At 72.9% G+C, this 17,286-nt stretch carries 11 protein-coding genes; 5 read left to right on the top strand and 6 right to left on the bottom strand.

Annotation, left to right across the window (positions count from 1 at the left end; genetic code table 11):
* Nucleotides 1-787 precede the first annotated feature (787 nt).
* Nucleotides 788-2,695 carry an integrin gene (locus NAEX_RS18065; protein ID WP_096328721.1) on the top strand — a complete coding sequence of 636 codons (1,908 nt, stop codon included), beginning with the start codon at nucleotides 788-790 and terminating at the stop codon, nucleotides 2,693-2,695.
* Between the two features lie 167 nt (nucleotides 2,696-2,862).
* Entirely contained in the window at nucleotides 2,863-4,773 is a 1,911-nt protein-coding gene (locus NAEX_RS52985; RefSeq protein ID WP_245913752.1) for an ATP-binding cassette domain-containing protein, read from the top strand.
* 400 nt (nucleotides 4,774-5,173) lie between these two features.
* Here NAEX_RS52985 and NAEX_RS18055 read toward each other — a convergent pair whose 3' ends face one another.
* The 3 genes from NAEX_RS18055 to NAEX_RS18045 form a co-directional block, all read right to left on the bottom strand.
* A complete protein-coding gene (locus NAEX_RS18055; protein WP_096328720.1) occupies nucleotides 5,174-5,923 on the bottom strand; it encodes an amidohydrolase family protein in 750 nt (249 codons plus the stop codon).
* A gap of 219 nt (nucleotides 5,924-6,142) precedes the next feature.
* On the bottom strand, nucleotides 6,143-7,675 hold the full coding sequence (locus tag NAEX_RS18050; RefSeq protein WP_096328719.1) for a PAS domain-containing sensor histidine kinase: 1,533 nt from the start codon (nucleotides 7,673-7,675) through the stop codon (nucleotides 6,143-6,145).
* On the bottom strand, nucleotides 7,672-7,938 hold the full coding sequence (locus NAEX_RS18045) for an ATP-binding protein (RefSeq protein WP_096328718.1): 267 nt from the start codon (nucleotides 7,936-7,938) through the stop codon (nucleotides 7,672-7,674). Before NAEX_RS18045 ends, NAEX_RS18050 begins: the two co-directional genes overlap by 4 nt.
* Before the next feature lie 627 nt (nucleotides 7,939-8,565).
* Here NAEX_RS18045 and NAEX_RS18040 point away from each other — a divergent pair.
* The 3 genes from NAEX_RS18040 to NAEX_RS18030 all read left to right on the top strand — a co-directional run bounded on the left by NAEX_RS18040 (nucleotide 8,566) and on the right by NAEX_RS18030 (nucleotide 11,785).
* Nucleotides 8,566-10,074 carry a serine/threonine-protein kinase gene (locus NAEX_RS18040; protein ID WP_170135808.1) on the top strand — a complete coding sequence of 503 codons (1,509 nt, stop codon included), beginning with the start codon at nucleotides 8,566-8,568 and terminating at the stop codon, nucleotides 10,072-10,074.
* Between the two features lie 172 nt (nucleotides 10,075-10,246).
* Nucleotides 10,247-11,029, top strand: coding sequence for a nucleotidyltransferase family protein (locus NAEX_RS18035; RefSeq protein ID WP_096328716.1), 783 nt, complete (start codon nucleotides 10,247-10,249; stop codon nucleotides 11,027-11,029).
* 3 nt (nucleotides 11,030-11,032) lie between these two features.
* Nucleotides 11,033-11,785 (top strand): metallophosphoesterase family protein, encoded by a 753-nt coding sequence (locus tag NAEX_RS18030; RefSeq protein WP_096328715.1) that lies wholly within the window; start codon nucleotides 11,033-11,035, stop codon nucleotides 11,783-11,785.
* Between the two features lie 96 nt (nucleotides 11,786-11,881).
* Here NAEX_RS18030 and NAEX_RS53840 read toward each other — a convergent pair whose 3' ends face one another.
* The 3 genes from NAEX_RS53840 to NAEX_RS18015 form a co-directional block, all read right to left on the bottom strand.
* Nucleotides 11,882-15,448, bottom strand: a complete 3,567-nt coding sequence (locus NAEX_RS53840; RefSeq protein ID WP_143825590.1) for a type IIL restriction-modification enzyme MmeI — start codon at nucleotides 15,446-15,448, stop codon at nucleotides 11,882-11,884.
* A gap of 6 nt (nucleotides 15,449-15,454) precedes the next feature.
* A complete protein-coding gene (locus NAEX_RS18020) occupies nucleotides 15,455-15,760 on the bottom strand; it encodes a DUF3817 domain-containing protein (RefSeq protein ID WP_096328713.1) in 306 nt (101 codons plus the stop codon).
* A 571-nt stretch (nucleotides 15,761-16,331) separates the two neighbouring features.
* The gene (locus NAEX_RS18015) at nucleotides 16,332-17,258 is read right to left on the bottom strand and encodes a hypothetical protein (protein WP_143140919.1); all 927 of its coding nucleotides are present in this window, start codon (nucleotides 17,256-17,258) and stop codon (nucleotides 16,332-16,334) included.
* Between the last annotated feature and the right edge of the window lie 28 nt (nucleotides 17,259-17,286).

Below are 17,286 nucleotides of genomic sequence, written 5' to 3'. Positions count from 1 at the left end.
GGTCATCCCCAGCGGGATGTTCGGGTGTTCCCGATGCTCGGGGGACTGATGGGTCTCGTTGTGATCACGCATGGCTTCCTCTGTCGGAACGGGTGAGGCACCGTGACCCCCTGCATGTAATGCCCACGGCGAGAAGCAATCGCGCTGCGTGCGCCGCGCATAATTTTGCGAGAGGCCCCGCAGACGGGTCGTGGCCAGGTTGGCGGCGGCTGCGGTGGCTGCGCAAAAAGCGCCGTCCAGCGACTGCGCAAGACGCGGCGTCTGGAGCGAGCGGTTTCGCGCGCGGTGAGCGCGGCGCCATTACAGCGTCGAGGCGTCCGTCGAGGCGATGTCGGCTGGCCGCGAAGCTGCTCGCGCGGGCCGGGGGGTCGCGGTGGGGAATCGGCGGCGGCCAGGAGGCCGGTGACGGGCGGCGCGAGCCCGGCGGACGTGGACGTGGCGATGGGGACCGATGCTCCGTGGTGGGCGCGACGATGGGACAATGCACATAGCCGGCATTCGTCGCAGCCGAGGTGCCGACGAATGAGTCGATCCAACTGCGGTTGGGGGTTGGTGCTGGACTTGGCAACTGCGCTTGGGAAGCGGCGGTTGCCAAGCAGAGTTGCGTCGGCGACTCACGTCGGAGCGGGGCTGGATTCGTGTGTGGCGCGTTGCGACGGCGATCGAGCGCGTGCTAGATCGTCCGACGAATCGACGGACCGCTTGCGGCGGTGCGTCGCAACGCGGCGGGGCCGGCTGCTTGCCGGGCTCGACGAGTGGCATCGCCTTGGCGTCCGGGAGGTAATCCGTGTCCATCTATCTGCGCCTGTCCCTGTTCTCCGCTTGCATCCTCGGCTGTCTCCCGCAGGGCGACGCGGCCGAGGTCGACCTCGATCCCGAAACTGACGGCGACGGCGAGTCGACCGGGGCGCCGGAGGCGGACGACACGTCGAGCACCACCGGCGCCGCACCCGAGCCGGTGATGACCGTCACCGGCTCGACGGGCGCCGAGGACGTGCCGGAGGCGCCGGTCCTCTCGCTGGGCTTTTCGGCGATCAAGCAGTTCGACTTCTCTTGGTCGCCGAGCGCGGGGGCCAGGTACTATCAGTTGATCGCGCTGGGCGGCGAGGCGGGCGAGGTCGTGCTGGCCGACGAGCTCCTGGGCACGTCGCTGTCGCTGGCGATGCCGCTGCACCTGCAGGCGGGGGCGAGCTACGCGGTGCGCGCCTGCAACCAGAGCGGCTGCAGCGACTCGGAGGCGGTCCGGGTGACGTCGGCGATGGTCGCGGCGGTCGGCTACCTCAAGGCGAGCAACCCCGACAAGAACGATTACTTCGGCACGGGCGTGGCGCTCTCGGAGGACGGCGAGACCATGGTGGTCGGGGCCCCGCTCGAGTCGAGCTGCGCCTACGCGGTCAACGGCGACTCGTCCGACGACGGCTGCCCGGAGGCGGGCGCGGCCTATGTGTTCGTGCGGGCCGGGCAGACGTGGACGCAGCAGGCGTACCTCAAGCCGTTCAACCCGGGCCCGCAGGACCAGTTCGGCAGCGTGGTCGCCATCTCCGGCGACGGCGAGGTGGTGGCGGTCGGCGCGTGGAACGAGGACAGCGAGGCCGTCGGGATCGACGGCGACGGCGACAGCGAGGGGGCGTCGGATTCCGGGGCCGTCTACGTGTTCGCGCGCAACGGCAGCGGCTGGTCGCAGCAGGCGTACGTCAAGCCGTCGAACACCAAGCCGGATGCAGCGTTTGGCGCGAGCCTGGCGCTGTCGACCGACGGCGACGTCCTGGCGGTGGGCGCTCCGGGCGAGAGCAGCAGCGGGACGGGGATCGACGCCATCCAGACGGACTCGGCAGCGCCGGGCTCGGGCGCGGTGTACGTGTTCGCCCGCGGCGAGGACGGCTGGTCGCAGCGCGAGTTCCTGAAGGCGTCGAACGCCGAGACGGAGGACGGGTTCGGAGCCGCGGTGGCGCTCGCGGGCGACGGCCGCACGCTGGTGGTCAGCGCGCCGGGCGAGGACAGCGGCGTCGCGGGCGAGGACGTCACGCCGCACGACAACGCGGCGCCGTTCAGCGGCGCGGCGTACGTGTTCACGGCGGACGGCGGGGAGTGGTCGCAGGGCGCGTACCTCAAGGCTTGGAACGCGAACGCCGGCGACTTCTTCGGCGGGGCGGTGTCGATCTCACAGGACGGGCAGACGATCGCGGTCAGCGCCAAAAGAGAGGCGAGCGCGGCGACCGGCATCGACGGCGACGAGAGCGACAACAGCGTGCCCGATGCGGGGGCGGTGTACCTGTTCGCGCGGGCGGGCGAGTCCTGGGCTCGGCAGGCGTACGTGAAGGCGCCGGACGTCCAGACGGGGGACCGGTTCGGCGAGAGCGTGAAGCTGTCGGCCGACGGCTCGACGCTCGCGGTCGGTGCGCCCTGGGAAGACGGGACGGACGTGGGCGTCGGCGGCGACCCGACCAACAACTCGCGCGAGGACTCCGGCGCGGCGTTCGTGTACCGCCGCACGCCGGGTTCGTGGCAGCTGCAGAGCTACGTCAAGTCGCCCAATTCGGACGCAAAAGATCGCTTCGGGATGGTGCTGTCGCTGTCCGGAGACGGGACGACCCTGGCCGTGGCCTCTTTCGACGAAGCGAGCCTGGCGGCGGGCGTGGGCGGGGACCAGAGCGACAACTGGGGCCCGCGCACGGGGGCGGTGTACTTGTATTGAAGGCGGACGGCGAAGGCCGGGGCGGTGTGAACCAGAGAGTGGCTTCCGCGTGAAGTACGCCGCGCGGCGATGCACCGCGCCGCATGGACAGGCGGGGCAGATCGGCGAAGGGGCGGGTGGCGGCCGCGGCATTGACAGGCGGCGGGGGTCCTGCGATGGCAAGGCGCGTGGCAGCCACCCGCGTCCTCGCCGAAGTGCCGGCCGCGTGGGCGCTGGCACGAGCGCTGACGCTGACGGCAGGCGCAGAGGCGCTGCGCCGGGGACTGCCGGTGTACGTCGGACTGCTGGCCGTCGGCGGGCTGCTGTTCGGCGGCAACGGGCTGTCGACCGCGACCCTGGTCGAGGGAGCCGAGACGTCGCCGCTGGCGCGGGCGCTGCTGTGGAGCGCGTGGCTCATCGCGCTGACGCCGACGATGGCGGCGCTGTGGCAGACGAAGTCGAGCTTGTGGTTGCGCTCGCTGCCGGCGCCGCGCGCATGGCACCTGGCGATCCTCTTCGGGTTGTCGATCGCGGCCGAGTCGCTGTGGACGATCGTGTGGGGGCTCGGCGGCGGACCGCTGGCGGCCGCAGGGGCGCTCGGCGGGGCGCTGGCCGGCCACGGCGTGCTGCTGGCGCGACCCGCGGGCATGCGCGGGTGGTGGATCGGGGCGGCGGCGATGACGGGGCTGCTCTTCGCTCCGACGCCGGTGCTGGCCGTGGCGACCTGGCCGATCGCCGTGCCGACGCTGCGGGCGGCCTGGCTGGCCGCTCCGACCCGCTCGGCAGGCAGCCGCGGACGTTCACGGCGACTGCCCGGGCCGTGGGCGCTGGCGCTGGCGCTGGCGACCAGCGTGGCCCGCGGGCAGGCGACGGTGCTGGCCCGCGGGGCGCTGGTGATGGCGATCGCCACGGCGGCGGCGTGGCTGGCAGCGCGCACGAACCAGGTGCGCGACCCGGCGGGATTGCAGATCTATCTGTGCGGATTCATGGTGCCGGCGGGACTGGTGGCAGGCTCGGCGGTGAGCGGGCCGCTGCTGCGGATCGAGCAAGCAGCATCGTGGCTGCTGCGGACGGCGGGAGCTTCGGCGCGGCTCCGCCGAGGCGCGGCGGTGCTGACGCTCGCGGGGCTGGGATCGGGGCTCGGGGCCGCCTGCGGGGCGGCGCTGGCGCTGGCGACCACGCTCTCGGCCGCGCCGCGGCTGGTGCTGGCGGGCGGTCTGGCGGGCGCGAGTCTGCTGGTGTCCGCCGGGCTGGCGGCTCGCTGGGCCGAGCGATTCGGCAGCCGCGGCCCGGGTCGCCTGGTTCTGGGGCTGCTGCTGGCGGCGACGCTGGCGCTGTCGGCGTTGGCGTGGATGCCAGCGACGGCGGTCCTGGGGTGGGCGCTGGCGGTCTCGATGGTATGGCTGATCGGACATGCCCGAGCGGGCAGCCCGGTGACGGCGAACGGAGGTGCGGCGGTGGTGCTCGAGATGCTCGGGGTGCGCAAGCGACTGGGGACGCGGATCGTGCTGGGGCACATCGATCTACGCTGCGCCGCGGGCGAGGTGGTGCTGCTCCTCGGCGAGAACGGGGCGGGGAAATCGACGCTGCTGCGGATCGCGGCCGGGCTGGTCGAGCCGGATCGCGGCTCGGTCACGGTGGCAGGGGCGGCGCTGGACGGCGGGACGGCGGGCAGGCGCGCGCTGGGCTACGCGCCCGACACCGCCGATGCGTTCCCGGACCTGGGAGTGCGCGAGCTGCTGGCGCTGGTCGCGGCGATCAAGCGCGCGCCGTTGCCGAGCCCGCAGCTGTGTGCGCGCCTGGGATTGACGGCCGTGATGGATCAACGCATGCGCACCTTGTCCTTCGGACAGGTGAAGCGAACGTACCTGGCAGCGGCGACGATCGGCGCGCCGCCGCTGTGGATCCTCGACGAGCCGAGCAACGGGCTCGACCCCGAAGGCGGCGCGCTGGTGGCGACGCTGCTGCACGAGCACGCGGCCGCGGGCGGGGCAGCGCTGGTGGCCACCAACGACGCGCGCTTCGTGGGCCTGTGCCCGGGGCGGACGGTGCGACTCATGGACGGGGCGCTGCGCGAGGAAGGGCAGGCGGGGGCATGAGGAGCCCGGGGCGTTCGTGCTTTTGGTGAAGGCACGGCGCGTATCATGAATGTGAACGAGGCGCAGCGAAACACCAGGCGGGGGCATGTGATTCCGGGGAATTCATGCTGTTGCCCGGGCGGGCGGTGCGAGTCAGGAATGAGTGGGGCGCCGGCAGGCCAGGCGGGAGCATGAGGATCCCGCGGGGCGGACGGCGCGAGTGATGAATGTGAATGAGTCGCTGCGGGAGGATGGACAGGCGGGGTATGAGGATCCCGGGCGTGCGAATCTCTGCCGGACGGACGATGCGATTCCGGCCAAGGATGATGCTCGGACGTCTGTGGATATTCGTGCGGACGGCGCGGCCCATGCGTCGCGCGGCTGCGGGCGCAGTGGTGCGACGCGCAGCGTAGGCCGGGCCTCAGGTCGCGGCGGGGCGGTACCAGGCGATCGCGTTGTCCCGCAGGGCGCGGCGGGCGAGCTCCGGGCCGAGCGCCTGTTTTAAAAGGTCGATGTCCGCGGGCGCGAAGGGGCGTGGGGCGCGGGTGGAGGGGAGGTCGGTGCCGAACATGAGGGCGTCGGGATCGACGTCGGCGATCTGGCGCATCACTTCGGCGACGTCGAAGTCGACGCGGCCGAAGCCGGTGGCCTTGACGCGGACGCCCCGCTCGACCAGCGCGAGCAGAGTCGGCAAGCCGGCGGCGGACAGGCCGAGGTGGTCGATGCTGACCCGCGGCAATGCACACAGTCGGGCGGCGAGGCCGGGCAGGTCGGCGGAATCGACGTAGAGCTCGACGTGCCAGCCGGCGAGGTCGAAGACCCGGCGCGCCAGCGGCTCGAGGTCGGCGAGGTCGGCCGAGCCGCCGCGACGGAGGTTGAAGCGCACCGCCCGGACGCCGCAATCGTGCAGACGCAAGACCTCGGCGTCGGCGACGTCGGCCGGGAGCTGGGTGACGCCGACGTAGGTCGGGCCGAGGCGGGCCAGCGCGTCCTCGAGGTACGACTGGTCGAACGCCTGGAACGAGCCCGAGACGACGGCGCCGCCGCCGATGCCGAGTGCTGTCGCATGGGACATGTACTCGGAGACATCGAAGGGCGCGGGCAGCCAGCCGTGGTTTTGGACCAGCGGGAAGCGCGGGTCGATGATGTGGAGGTGGGCGTCGAAGATCATGAGACGGCGGCGCGGTGGCGGCGGCAGCCCTCGCGTAGCACGGCGAGGGCGGTCGCGCGGGTCTTCAGAGCGCGAGGGCGGGGACGACGGCGAGGTGCGGGGGAGGGACGAGGGGTCGCGCGGGCAGCGGAGCCGGTCGTCGTGCGGAGGGGGCATGGTCTTCAGGCGCGAAGACGACGGCGTCGCGCGGGGCCGCGGAGCCGTCGTCGGGCCGAGGGCTCACAGGTCTCCTGGGCGCGCGGGGAAGCGGACGATGAAGGTGGCGCCGCGCTCGGGGGCGGCGCGTGCGACGATCGTGCCGCGCAGCAGGTCGGTGACGAGGTTGTGGACGATGTAGAGCCCGAGGCCGCTGCCCTGGTCGCGGGCAGTGGTGAAGAAGGGCTCGAAGATCCGCGGCAGCGTGCCGGCGGTCATGCCGACGCCGTCGTCGCGGCAGCCGATCTCGACCTGCTCGCCCGCCACTCGATCGACCCACACGACCACGCGGCCGGGCCGCCCCGCCGGGAAGGCGTGCGTCAGGGCGTTGTGGACCAGGTTGGTGACGATCTGCGCCAGCGCGGCCGGGAACACCGAGACGACCGGGTCGGCGCGGACGTCGACACCGACCCGGTGCGGGGTGCCGGAGGTCAGCGGGCTCAGGCTGGCGACCACGGCGCCGACATATGTCCCGACGGACATGTCCTGACGGACTTTTTCGGAGCTGTCGACGGCGATTTGCTTGACCCCGGCGACCAGAGCGGCGGCGCGGCGCAGGTTCACGAGCGCGATGTCGGCGGCGGCGAGCGCCTGCTGCAGGTGGTGCCGCATGTCGCGCTGGCGCAGGATGCCGGCCTCGAACGAGGCCCGCAGCTCGTGCAGCTGGTCGTGGGCGAGGTTGGCGGCGGTGACGGCGACGCCGAGCGGGTTGCCGATCTCGTGGGCGATGCCGTCGACGAGCCCGCCGAGCGCGGCGAGCTTCTCCTTGCGCAGGAGCTCCTCGCGGGCGAGGTCGAGGGCGGCCCGCAGGCGCTCGGCCCGGCGCCGCTCGGTGATGTCGCGCAGCGACAGCCACACGCCGGCGAACCGCTGCCGCGGCAAGGCCAGCGGGCGCGCGGCGAACTCGAGCCAGCGGCCGCGGTGCTGCAATTCGCGGCCGAGCGGGGCGCGGCCGGCGAGGTGGTCGCGCAGGGGGCTCAGCGAGTCGTCGATCAGCAGGTCGACCAGCGCCGCGCCGCGCACGGCCTCCTCGCTCAGCGGGATGTTGCGGGTCGAGCGGAGGTCGAGCAGGCGGAAGAAGGCGGGGTTGTGCTCGAGCAGCTTGCCGTCGCCGCCGAGGACGGCGACACCCTCGGCCGATTGATGCACGACCTCGCGCCACAGCTCGCGGCTCTGGGCCAGCTCGGACACGAGGTTGCCGGCGCCGCCGAGGTCCTCGATGAAGGCGAGCCAGCCGGTGTCGGTGCGCGTGAGCAGCAGGCGAGTGAGGAGCTCGCGGGCGCCGAGGCGGAGGTGGATGTCGAGGTCGATGTGGTCGGCGTTGCTGTGGCTGATGAGCTCGTCGAAGCGGAGGATCCCGCGGCGGTCGCGGACGCTGAAGAGGGCGTCGAGCGGGCGCCCGAGGACCTCGTCGGCGCGCTCGCCCGCGAGGGCGGCGAAGCCGGCGTCGAAGCTGCGGACGACCAGCCGCGGGTCGAGCTCGAGCCGACCGAGGTGCGGGACGGCCGAGGTGGAGGCGGCCCGCGGCGCGCGGGTGTGGGTGTCGGGTGGGGTCATGCTCCGGGGTCGGCGGGGAAGCGGATCGTGAAGCGAGCGCCGCGCCCGGGCGCGGACTCGGCGCGGATCGTGCCGCCCAGCAGGTCGGTGACGAGGTTGTGGACGATGTGCTGGGCGGTGAGGAAGGCGGCTCGCGTCTCGGCCAGCGGTTGCTCCGCGAGGTCGACCGCGGCCGCATCCCGCACCCACGCGGTCCCGGCCTCGATGATGGCCTCGTCGTGGGCCGCCAGCAGCCGGCGCAGCGTCAGCATCGATTTGTCCATGCCGGTCGCGGGCGAGGATAGGCCCGGCCCGGGGCGTATACAAGTGGGCGCGTCAATGGGCGATCGCGAGGAACGATGGTTTCGAGCGCCGAAAAGCGGGCGCAGGGCTTGCCTGGGGCCTGCGGGCGACGATGCGGGGGGCGATCGTGGACGCGGCAAATGTGCTGAGCACAAACTCTGTTGATTCGGTCCTTACGGCTGCTGCACGCAATACAGAGTCGAATGTAGAGTGTAGCCAGGGGTGTGATGACATAATGTCCGAAGAGACAGGTCGGACAGGCCTTCGAGGGTACCGAGCTCAGCCGTGCCGCAGGGAGCGGCGCCTCGCCGGGGCGAGGCGCGGGGACACGCGCGGGCGGGGACGCGGCGCGGCATCCGGCGTGACCGCAGGCAAGAGTCTGCCGGCGGGGGGTGGCGGCGGCGATCTCCCTGGTGCGAGTCGCGCCGCCGGGCGCGTCCAGAGGCCGGTGACGGCGCGGTCACGCCGGGCAGGTGCGGCCCGAGGGGGCCCGCGCGGGCGCGTGCTCCCGCCGGCGACAGGGCCCGGCGGAGGCGATGGCGGGCCGAATTTCGCGTGAGCGGACGCGCGATGGCGCCGCGGACCCGAATTCTCTTATGCTGCCGGCCATGAGCCCGGGCGAGCAGGACCGCACCGTATTGCCTCGGCGGTGCCCGACGTGCGGAGAGCACTTTCCGCTCGATTACAAGGTCTGCCCGCGCCACGCGGTCGAGTTGGTGGGGGTCGATTCGCAGACCGACGACCCCTACATCGGCTCGACCCTGGCCGAGACGTACCGCATCGAGGCGGTGATCGGCGACGGCGGGATGGGCCGGGTCTACGAGGCCAAGCACGCCCGCCTGCCCGGGCGGACGGTGGCGGTGAAGATCCTCCACCGCGTGCTGGCCAGCGACCCCGAGGTGGTGTCCCGCTTCCGCCGCGAGGCCGAGATCGCCGGCACCATCGAGCACCCCAACGTCGTGCAGATCCACGACGTCGACCAGACGATCGACGGGACGCCCTTCATCGTGTGCGAGCGGCTGGTCGGCGAGGACCTCGGGCAGCACCTCGACCGGGTCGGCCGGATCGGCGTGCGCGAGACGGTCCACATCCTCCGCCAGGCGGCGGCGGTGCTGATGGTGGCCCACTCGCGCGGGGTCATCCACCGCGACCTCAAGCCGACCAACCTGTTCCTCGTCGGCGACCCGGCCAACCCGACGGTCAAGCTGATCGACTTCGGCATCGCCAAGCTGCATGACCCGAAGGCCAGCCAGACGCAGACCGGCATGATCATGGGCACGCCGGCCTACATGGCGCCGGAGCAGGCCCGCGGGTCGAAGGTCGACGGGCGCGCCGACCTCTACGCGCTCGGGGCGATCGCCTACCGCTGCGTGACCGGGCGGCCGCCGTTCGACATCGACGACGCGGCGGCGGCGCTGCACGCGGTGCTGACGTCGGAGCCGCCGCGGCCGCGCGCGATCCTCCGCGAGCTGCCGGAGGCGTTCGAGATGGTGCTGCAGCGGGCGATGGCGCGCGAGCCGTCGCAGCGCTACGCCGACCTCGAGGAGTTCGACGCGGCGCTGGCCGCCTTCGTCGCCCCGGCCAATCCGACCGAGGCGGTCGCGCTGCGCGCCTCGACGTCGCTGGCGGCCCGCACGGCGACCGACATCGACGAGCTGTCGGCGGTGGCGCGGCGCGCCCGGCCGGAGATCGCGGCGTACTCGGGGATCGGCGCGGCGCTCCTGATCGGCGGCCTGGCCGACGTGCTGGCGCTGATCTTCTCGGCGTCGTCGCTGGCCGGCGGGCTCGCGGTGGCGGCGGCGATCGGCGTGGCCGCGACGCCGGGCTACCTCTACGTCCGCTACCTGCAGCGCGAGGTGTGGAGCAACAGCCCGCGCGCGGTGGCGTGGGCGCGCTCGCTGGCGGCGATGGTCAGCGCGGCCGGGATGGTCTACGCGGCCTCGTTCCTGTGCCTGCGCCTGCTCGACCTGTCCCTCGGGTCAGGCGACGGCCCGGGCGGGTGGGGCCGGATCACGCCGTGGGTGCTGGCGCTCGGCGCGGCGGGGGCGGTGTGGCGGCTGCGCCAGCAGGCCCGCTCGACCCGCGAGGAAGCGGCCCTCTCGATCTCGGTGTTCTGAGGCCTCCGCGGCCCGCCGCCTGCCGCGCCGAAACCCGTGCGGGTTCGCCGCCGATCGAGCCGGCGACCGCTGAAGTTGACGCAAAGCACACTTTGCGGCAGCGCCGCGGACGCCGCTTCGACGCGTCGCGGAGCGGTGCTCAGACTCCAGAACCCATGACGGAGGGGGGCCCTTGACCGACCTCGTGGACCCGCAAGCCCGGAATTTCTACGTCCGCACGATGACGGCGCTGACGGCGGCGCAGGTGCCATTCATGGTCGGCGGCGCCTACGCCTTCGCCCGCTACACCGGCATCGAGCGCCACACCAAGGACCTCGACATCTTCGTGCTGCCCGAGGACGCCGTGCGCACGCTCGAGGTGCTGGCCGCCGAGGGCTACACCTGCGACCTGACGTTCCCGCACTGGCTCGGCAAGGCCCACTGCGGCGAGGACTTCGTCGACGTCATCTTCAGCTCCGGCAACGCCGTCGCGCGCGTCGATGCGGGGTGGTTCCAGCACGCCCGCCGCGACGTGGTGCTCGACCAGGAGGTGCTGCTGGTCCCGCCGGAGGAGATGGTGTGGAGCAAGGCGTTCATCATGGAGCGCGAGCGCTTCGACGGCGCCGACGTCGCCCACGTGCTCCGCGCCTGCGCCGACGCGCTCGACTGGTCCCGCCTGGTCCGCCGCTTCGGCGACCACTTCCGCGTGCTGCTGTCGCACCTGATCCTGTTCGGCTTCATCTACCCCGGCGAGCAGGGCAAGATCCCCGGCCCGGTGATGACCCACCTGCTCGAGCGCCTGCGCCGCGACAAATATGCCCAAAAGAGCATGTGCAAAGGGACATTGCTCTCGAGGCAGCAATACCTCACCGACATCGACCGCTGGGAGCTGGCCGATGCGCGGCTCGAAGAGCGCTGGATGTCGCGCGAAGACATCGCTCACTGGACGGCCGCGATCGACAAGCACGGCAGGTGACGGATGACCGACGGGACGAAGGTTACGAACATCCGCATCGCGGCGGTCAGCGACCTCCACTGCACCAAACACTCCCAAGGCGCCCTCGCGCCGCTGCTGCAACAGGCGGCCCAGGCCGCCGACGTGCTGGTGATGTGCGGCGACCTGACCGACTACGGCCTGCCCGAGGAGGCCCACGTGCTGGCCCGCGAGCTCCAAGGGGTGCGCACGCCGGTCGTGGCGGTGCTCGGCAACCACGACTTCGAGTCCGGTCACCAGACGGAGGTGACGGAGATCCTCACCACCGGCGGGGTGACGGTGCTCGACGGCGAGTCGGTCGAGGTCTGCGGGGTCGGGATCGCCGGGATCAAGGGCTTCTGCGGCGGGTTCGGCCGCTACTCCCTCGGCCCGTGGGGCGAGGCCGGCACCAAGGCGTTCGTCCGCGAGACCCTCGACGAGGCGCTCAAGCTCGAGTCGGCGCTGGCCCGCCTGCGCACGCCCCAGCGCCTGGCGCTGCTGCACTACTCGCCGATCCGCGCGACCGTCGAGGGCGAGCCGCTCGAGATCTTCCCGTTCCTCGGCTCCAGCCGCCTCGAGGAGCCGCTGGTGCGCTACCCGGTGTCGGCGGTGATCCACGGCCACGCGCACAAGGGCTACCCCGAGGGGCTCTTGAGCAACGGGGTGCCGGTGTACAACGTGGCGCTGCCGCTCTTGCGCCGCCTCCACCCCGACGGGCCGCACTTCCGGCTGATCGAGCTGCCCGGCGCGGAGGCGTGAGCTCCCCCGGCGGGTGGGCAGTGACTGTCCTTCTGGACATGTCGAGGAGGACAGCTCGCTCGTCCGGCGCCGAACCGTGACGCGCGGTCGCGCGAGTCACCGCGCCGCGGCGGCGTTGGCGGCGAGGAGGCGGTCGAACAGCTCGGCGGCGACGGGCTCGCCCGCCAGCGGCTGCGGCCAGGGGGGCAGGCGCAGGTCGCTCCAGGCGTAGGCGTCGAGGACGGCGCGGTCGAGGAGGTCGTGGACGGCCCGCAGCTCGTCGAGCCGCGGGTCGCGGCGCGGGCCGAGGAGGGCGTTGTAGAGGCCGGTCAGCGAGCCCGGAGCGGCGGCCCGGGCGGCGAGCAGGCGCCGGGCCAGGGAGGCGAGCGCGGGAGCTTCGACGCGCGGGCCGGCGCCGGGGAACGGGAAGGGGTTGAAGCAGTCGGCGATCGAGTAGCGCAGGTCGGTCTTCATCGACGAGGCGAGGCGACGCGCCCAGACCTCGTGGACCCGCGACTGCAACACCGCGAACAGGCTGAGCGGGGCCGGGCTGGCGTAGACGTAGGTGGTATGACTATAGACATAGTCGGTGGGGGCGAGGTCGAAGACGAGGTGCTTGCCGACCTGGGAATTGACGACACAACGCTCGAGGCCGCGGAGCGCGGCGTAGAGGCCGGGCGCGAGCTCGCCGAAGCGCCACCAGTGACGCCGCCGGAACTCGCGGGGGTTGCGGTCGCGCTCGGGCTTGACGCGCTCGCGCACGAGCGCCAAAAGGTCGGGGTAGGCCTCGGCCTCGGCCAAGCTGCAGGCGCCGAAGTTGATGACGAAGCGCCGCGGCCCGCCGGCGTGGTTGATGTCGTCGCCCCCGAGGTAGGGGAAGATCCGCGCGCCGTTGCGCGGGTCACGAGCGACGAGCTCCGCCCGCTCGGCCGCGGTGAGCAGAAAACCCTGGCCGTAGACCTTGCTGCCGGCGAAGGCGATCCGTCGGTTCGCCGCGAGCGGCCGCGGATCGGGCCGCTCGCGCCCGGCGTGCAGATGCGAGGTGAGGCCGGTGACGACGCGGGTGCGGTGCGTGGGCGCGAGCGCCTCGGGGCGCTCTCCGAAGGGGTCATGGACGAGGGGGAGAGCGCGAGGAGGCGCCGAGACGTCGCCGGTGAGGCGCAGATCTTTCAATGATGTCCCGAGGGACAGGTCGGTCGGCGATCGCGCCGGCCCCGAGCGGGCGCTCGCGCCGGGGTTCGGCTCGAAGGGAACGGGTCGGTCGGAGGTCGCAGGTCCGAGTGGCCGATGGGACAGGTCGGGGGAGGGCGCGGCTGCGGCGGGGAGCGGGGCGTGGGATGACCCCGAGGCCAGGTCGTGCGCCCCCACCGCCAGATCGGGTCGGCCGGAGGTCGGGGGAGCGGATGGTCGATGGGACAGGTCGATAAGCGCCCCGGCGGGTTGAGATGGCTCCGGGGACAGGTCGCGCGCCTGCGGCGAGATCGGCTCGCGCAGCAGGTAGGGCGCGGCCGCGGCGGCCGCGGAGCCGCGGGCGAGGTGGACGATCGCCACGGTGACGGCGGCCGTCTCGGGCCACGGCAGGTCGCGCGTGACGTCGTGGAGGACATGGCCGCGGGCGAGCAGGGCCTGAAGGCCCGTGCTCCGCGTGTCGCCCTGGCCGATCGTGTTGGTGGCGATGAAGCCGATCGTGCCGGCGGCGGCGAGGAGGCCGTCGACGCGGCGGAGGAAGTGGGCGCACAGGTCGGCGTTGCCGTGCGCGCCCCGGTGGAGGGCGAGCAGCCAGGCGAGGTAGGGCTCGCCGAAGGCGCCGGAGATCTGGCTGCCGCCGAGGAACGGCGGGTTGCCGACGAAGGCGTCGAAGGCGTGCGGGAAGGCGAGCGGCCAGTGCAGCGGCGGGGCCAGCGGGGCGGGCAGCGGGAACTCGGGCAGGTCGCGGCCGGCGGCGAGGGCGGCGAGGACGGCGAGGAGCCGGCGGCGGCGCTCGTGTTCGCGGGCTCGATCTGTCCGCTGGGACAGGAAGGCGCCGACGACGAGGTCGCCCAGCCGGGCGGCGAGCTCGGGGTCGCGGGCGACGGCGGCGGCGATCGCGGGCTCCGCCGGGGCAGGCTTCCAGTGGAAGGCGCGCAGGCCGGCGAGGTCGAGGCCGAGGAGGGCGTCGCCGTGGCGGAGGGCGCCGGCGAGGAATTCGGCGGGCGGCTCACCTGTCCCGAAGAGCAGCCAGAGCGAGCGCCGGGCGAGGGCGACGGCGAAGGGGTCGGCGTCGACGCCGAAGACGCAGCGCTCGACGACGAGCCGGCGCGCGAGCCGATGCGGCTCGGGCGGGAGGTCGCCGGCGCGCTCCCAGGCGGCGACGAGGTGGACGGCGAGGCACCGAGCGACGGCGAGGAGGAAGGCGCCGCAGCCCATGGCGGGGTCGCAGATCTTCAGCCGGAGCAGCGCCTCGGCCGTCGGCGCGGGGCCCAGCGCGGCGAGCAAGGGGCGCAAGGCGGCGCGGACGACGGTGTCGGCGAGGTGGCGCGGGGTGTAGTGCGCGCCGGCCCGGCGGCGATCGGGACATGGCTGAAAGACCAGGTCACCCGCGCCGGCGGTCGCGGGCGGATCGCCGCGCGCGCGGGCGAGGACGGCGCGCGCGACGGCCTCGTCACGCACGCCGGCGAGCTCGCGCGCGCACCGCCGGGCCGCGTCGCGCGAGAGGCCGAGGCCGCGCAGGTGATGGGCGCGCGAGGCATCGGGCACCGCGAGCAGCTCGGGCAGGGCGATCCAGGTGGTGCGGCCCTGGAGGTCGCGCAGCGGGAAGGCGTTGGCGCCGAGGCGGACGAGCCGGCGGCCCGCGAGGGCGGCGTAGACCTCGCCGAGCGCCTCGATCGGCAGCGGCGCGGGCTCGGGAGACGGAGCGATGTCGGAGGAACCAGGGGGCCGGACGGGAGCGACAGGTGGTCCGCGGGCCGGCGCAGGCGGGTCGGGACCAGGGAGAGGGTGCAGCGCAGAAGGTCGAAGGGACAGGTCCAGCGCGGGAGGATCGGGGCCGGGGGCCGGGGTCCGGGATGGTCGAAGGGACAGGTCCAGCGGGGCGGGGGCCAGCGCGGGAGGGTCGGGGCCGGGGGCCGGGGTCCGGGATGGTCGAAGGGACAGGTCCAGCGGGGCGGGGGCCAGCGCGGGAGGATCGGGGCCGGGGGCCGGGGTCCGGGATGGTCGAAGGGACAGGTCCAGCGGGGCGGGGGCCAGCGCGGGAGGGTCGGGGCCGGGGGCCGGGGTCCGGGATGGTCGAAGGGACAGGTCCAGCGGGGCGGGGGCCAGCGCGGGAGGATCGGGGCCGGGAGCCGGGGTCCAGGATGGTCGAAGGGACAGGTCCAGCAGGGCGGGGGCCAGCGCGGGAGGAGCGGGGCCGGGGGCCGTGGGCCAGGATGGTCGAAGGGGCAGGTCGGAAGGGGCGGGGGGGTCGCGCGCGCCGGCGGACTCCGGGGGCGCCGAGCGCGGCCCGGCGTGTGTCGCACAGGACAGGTCGGAAGGGACAGGCTCGAAAAAACGCTCGGGCGGGACGGCGAGCAGGGCGCGGGCGAGGAGTTCGGCGTGGGCGGCGGCGCCGTCCTGCGCGGCGGCGCGGACGAGCTCGGGGCTCGGCGCCGCGAGGGCGGCGTCGAGGGCGGCGGCGATCTGCTCGAGCAGGGCGCGCGGCGGCGTCATGGCGGCTCAGCGCGCGGCGGCCCGCTCCTCTTCGCGGAGGCGGCGCTCGAGCACGAAGGCGCCGAACGGGATGACGCTGGCGATGAAGGCGCCGGCGGTCTTCGCCAGCGACCAGCGGGCTGCCGTCGAGGCCGACAGCAGGGCGAGGATGAAGAGCACGAACAAAAGGCCGTGGGCCCAGCCGACGTAACGCACGGCCTCGGGGATGCCGGCGGCGTACTTCAGCGGCATGGCGATCCCGAGCAGCACGAGGAACGAGATGCCTTCGAGGAGGCTGACGAGGCGGAACCGACCGATCTCGGTGTTGAGCATCGAGCGTGAAGCTAGCGCGTCCGCGCCAGCGCGACCACCGTTCCCGGCTGCGACGATCCGCCGCGGGCTCACCCGGGGGATTTTGGATCTCGGCCTCGGATGGCCTGAAGTCGGCGGGATGTCGTGCTCGGGAACAACCGCGGCTCCGCCGAGCCGCCCGGAGGCAGGCGATCGCGACGAAATGCCTGGCCCGCGGACTGGTGCTCGCGCTCCGGGCGGTTCGTGGTGAGGAAGCACTCCTGCCCGTCGAGGTCGGGCGCGGGGGGCCGGCGCGCAGGTGGGGGAGGCTGTGCCCGATGCCGGCGCCGGTGGTCCTGGGGGGCCGTGAGGTCGGTGATGGTCGCGGGCGCGACGGTCGCCCGGTGTCACATGCCCTCGAAGAGCGGCGCGAGGTCCTTCGGCGCCGCGTCGACGGGCTTGTTCTCCGCGGGGGACCCGACTCGGTCGAGAACAGCAAAAATCATGGCCGGACCGAGGGCCTTGCGATTGCGCATCCTTCCAACAAGGAAGGACGCGCATGGCAAGGCCCCCGAGTCCGGCCTCGGCTTTGGGGTGACGCCGCGATGACCTGCTAGAGATCTTCGCCGCGAGCCCCGATGTCCCAGACGTCATTCGTGTTCGACCTGATGATCCAGGTCCCGAAGTCGTAATTGGTGAGCGTGTACGACCAGTAGTAGTACTGGGCGCCGATATCCGCGACATCCAGGTCCTCGTTGACCACGGACACCCACGTGGTGGACTGCCGGTACATGAAGATCACGTTCGGTCCGAAGTGCGGATAGTTGATCCCGGACCTCGTGAGGTTGGGGTGATAACCGAGCGCGCACAACTGGACGAGCCCGTAGTATCGATCGGCATCGAGGATCTGATGACCGCCGCCGAGGCTGGTGACGTGGTATCGGTACCAGTCGCCGTGGGGCGCTTCGCTGTAGTACTGGAAGTAGGGCGAGGTCGAGGCCTCTTCGTCGTACACCTGCCAACCGCGGTCGGTGTACCCCTTGGAGGTGAGCTCCGCCAGGAAATCCGAGTTGCTGACACAGGTCCCGCGCGGCTTCACGATGTCGAGCTTCGGCATCAGGTCCAGCAGCCAGCCCTGATCGCCCCTGGGGGCGCCGCCAGGGACCGCCAGATCGAACTGCTCCGGCACCTCGGTCCCGGGTTCGGTCACCGCCCAGAACACGTCGAGCACGTTCGTACCGTGGGCCTCGGGGATGTCGGCGAGGCCGATCGCCCCTGCGGGCACCTTTTCGAGCAGGTGGATGATGTACCCACCATCCTCCGTCTCGGTCCCGACGAAGGTCAGATCGGCCCCGCCGTCGAGCTCGATCTCCGCGAGCACATCTCCGTTGATGCGACGCTCACCGTCCTTGAGCGGGGGCAGGCCTTCCGCCGCGTTGGTCGAATCCTCGACCGAATCGACCGGACGCTGATCGAGCTGCTCCTCATCACACCCGGCGAGCGACGACATAAGAAGTGCTGCGCCCAAAACGCGTTTCATCACCATCAATAGAACCACCTTTCGTCGA

The organism is Nannocystis exedens, from assembly GCF_002343915.1.
GTDB classification, from domain to species: Bacteria; Myxococcota_A; Polyangia; order Nannocystales; family Nannocystaceae; genus Nannocystis; species Nannocystis exedens.
This window is presented reverse-complemented; position numbering and strand designations above follow the sequence as displayed.

Excerpts from the sequence above, each read along its gene's own strand:
- NAEX_RS18055 (WP_096328720.1), bottom strand. The coding sequence starts at position 5,923 with ATGATCTTCGACGCCCACCTCCACATCATCGACCCGCGCTTCCCGCTG.
- NAEX_RS18050 (WP_096328719.1), bottom strand. The coding sequence starts at position 7,675 with ATGACCCCACCCGACACCCACACCCGCGCGCCGCGGGCCGCCTCCACC.
- NAEX_RS18045 (WP_096328718.1), bottom strand. The coding sequence starts at position 7,938 with ATGGACAAATCGATGCTGACGCTGCGCCGGCTGCTGGCGGCCCACGAC.
- NAEX_RS18040 (WP_170135808.1), top strand. The coding sequence starts at position 8,566 with ATGAGCCCGGGCGAGCAGGACCGCACCGTATTGCCTCGGCGGTGCCCG.
- NAEX_RS18030 (WP_096328715.1), top strand. The coding sequence starts at position 11,033 with ATGACCGACGGGACGAAGGTTACGAACATCCGCATCGCGGCGGTCAGC.
- NAEX_RS53840 (WP_143825590.1), bottom strand. The coding sequence starts at position 15,448 with ATGACGCCGCCGCGCGCCCTGCTCGAGCAGATCGCCGCCGCCCTCGAC.
- NAEX_RS18020 (WP_096328713.1), bottom strand. The coding sequence starts at position 15,760 with ATGCTCAACACCGAGATCGGTCGGTTCCGCCTCGTCAGCCTCCTCGAA.
- NAEX_RS18015 (WP_143140919.1), bottom strand. The coding sequence starts at position 17,258 with ATGAAACGCGTTTTGGGCGCAGCACTTCTTATGTCGTCGCTCGCCGGG.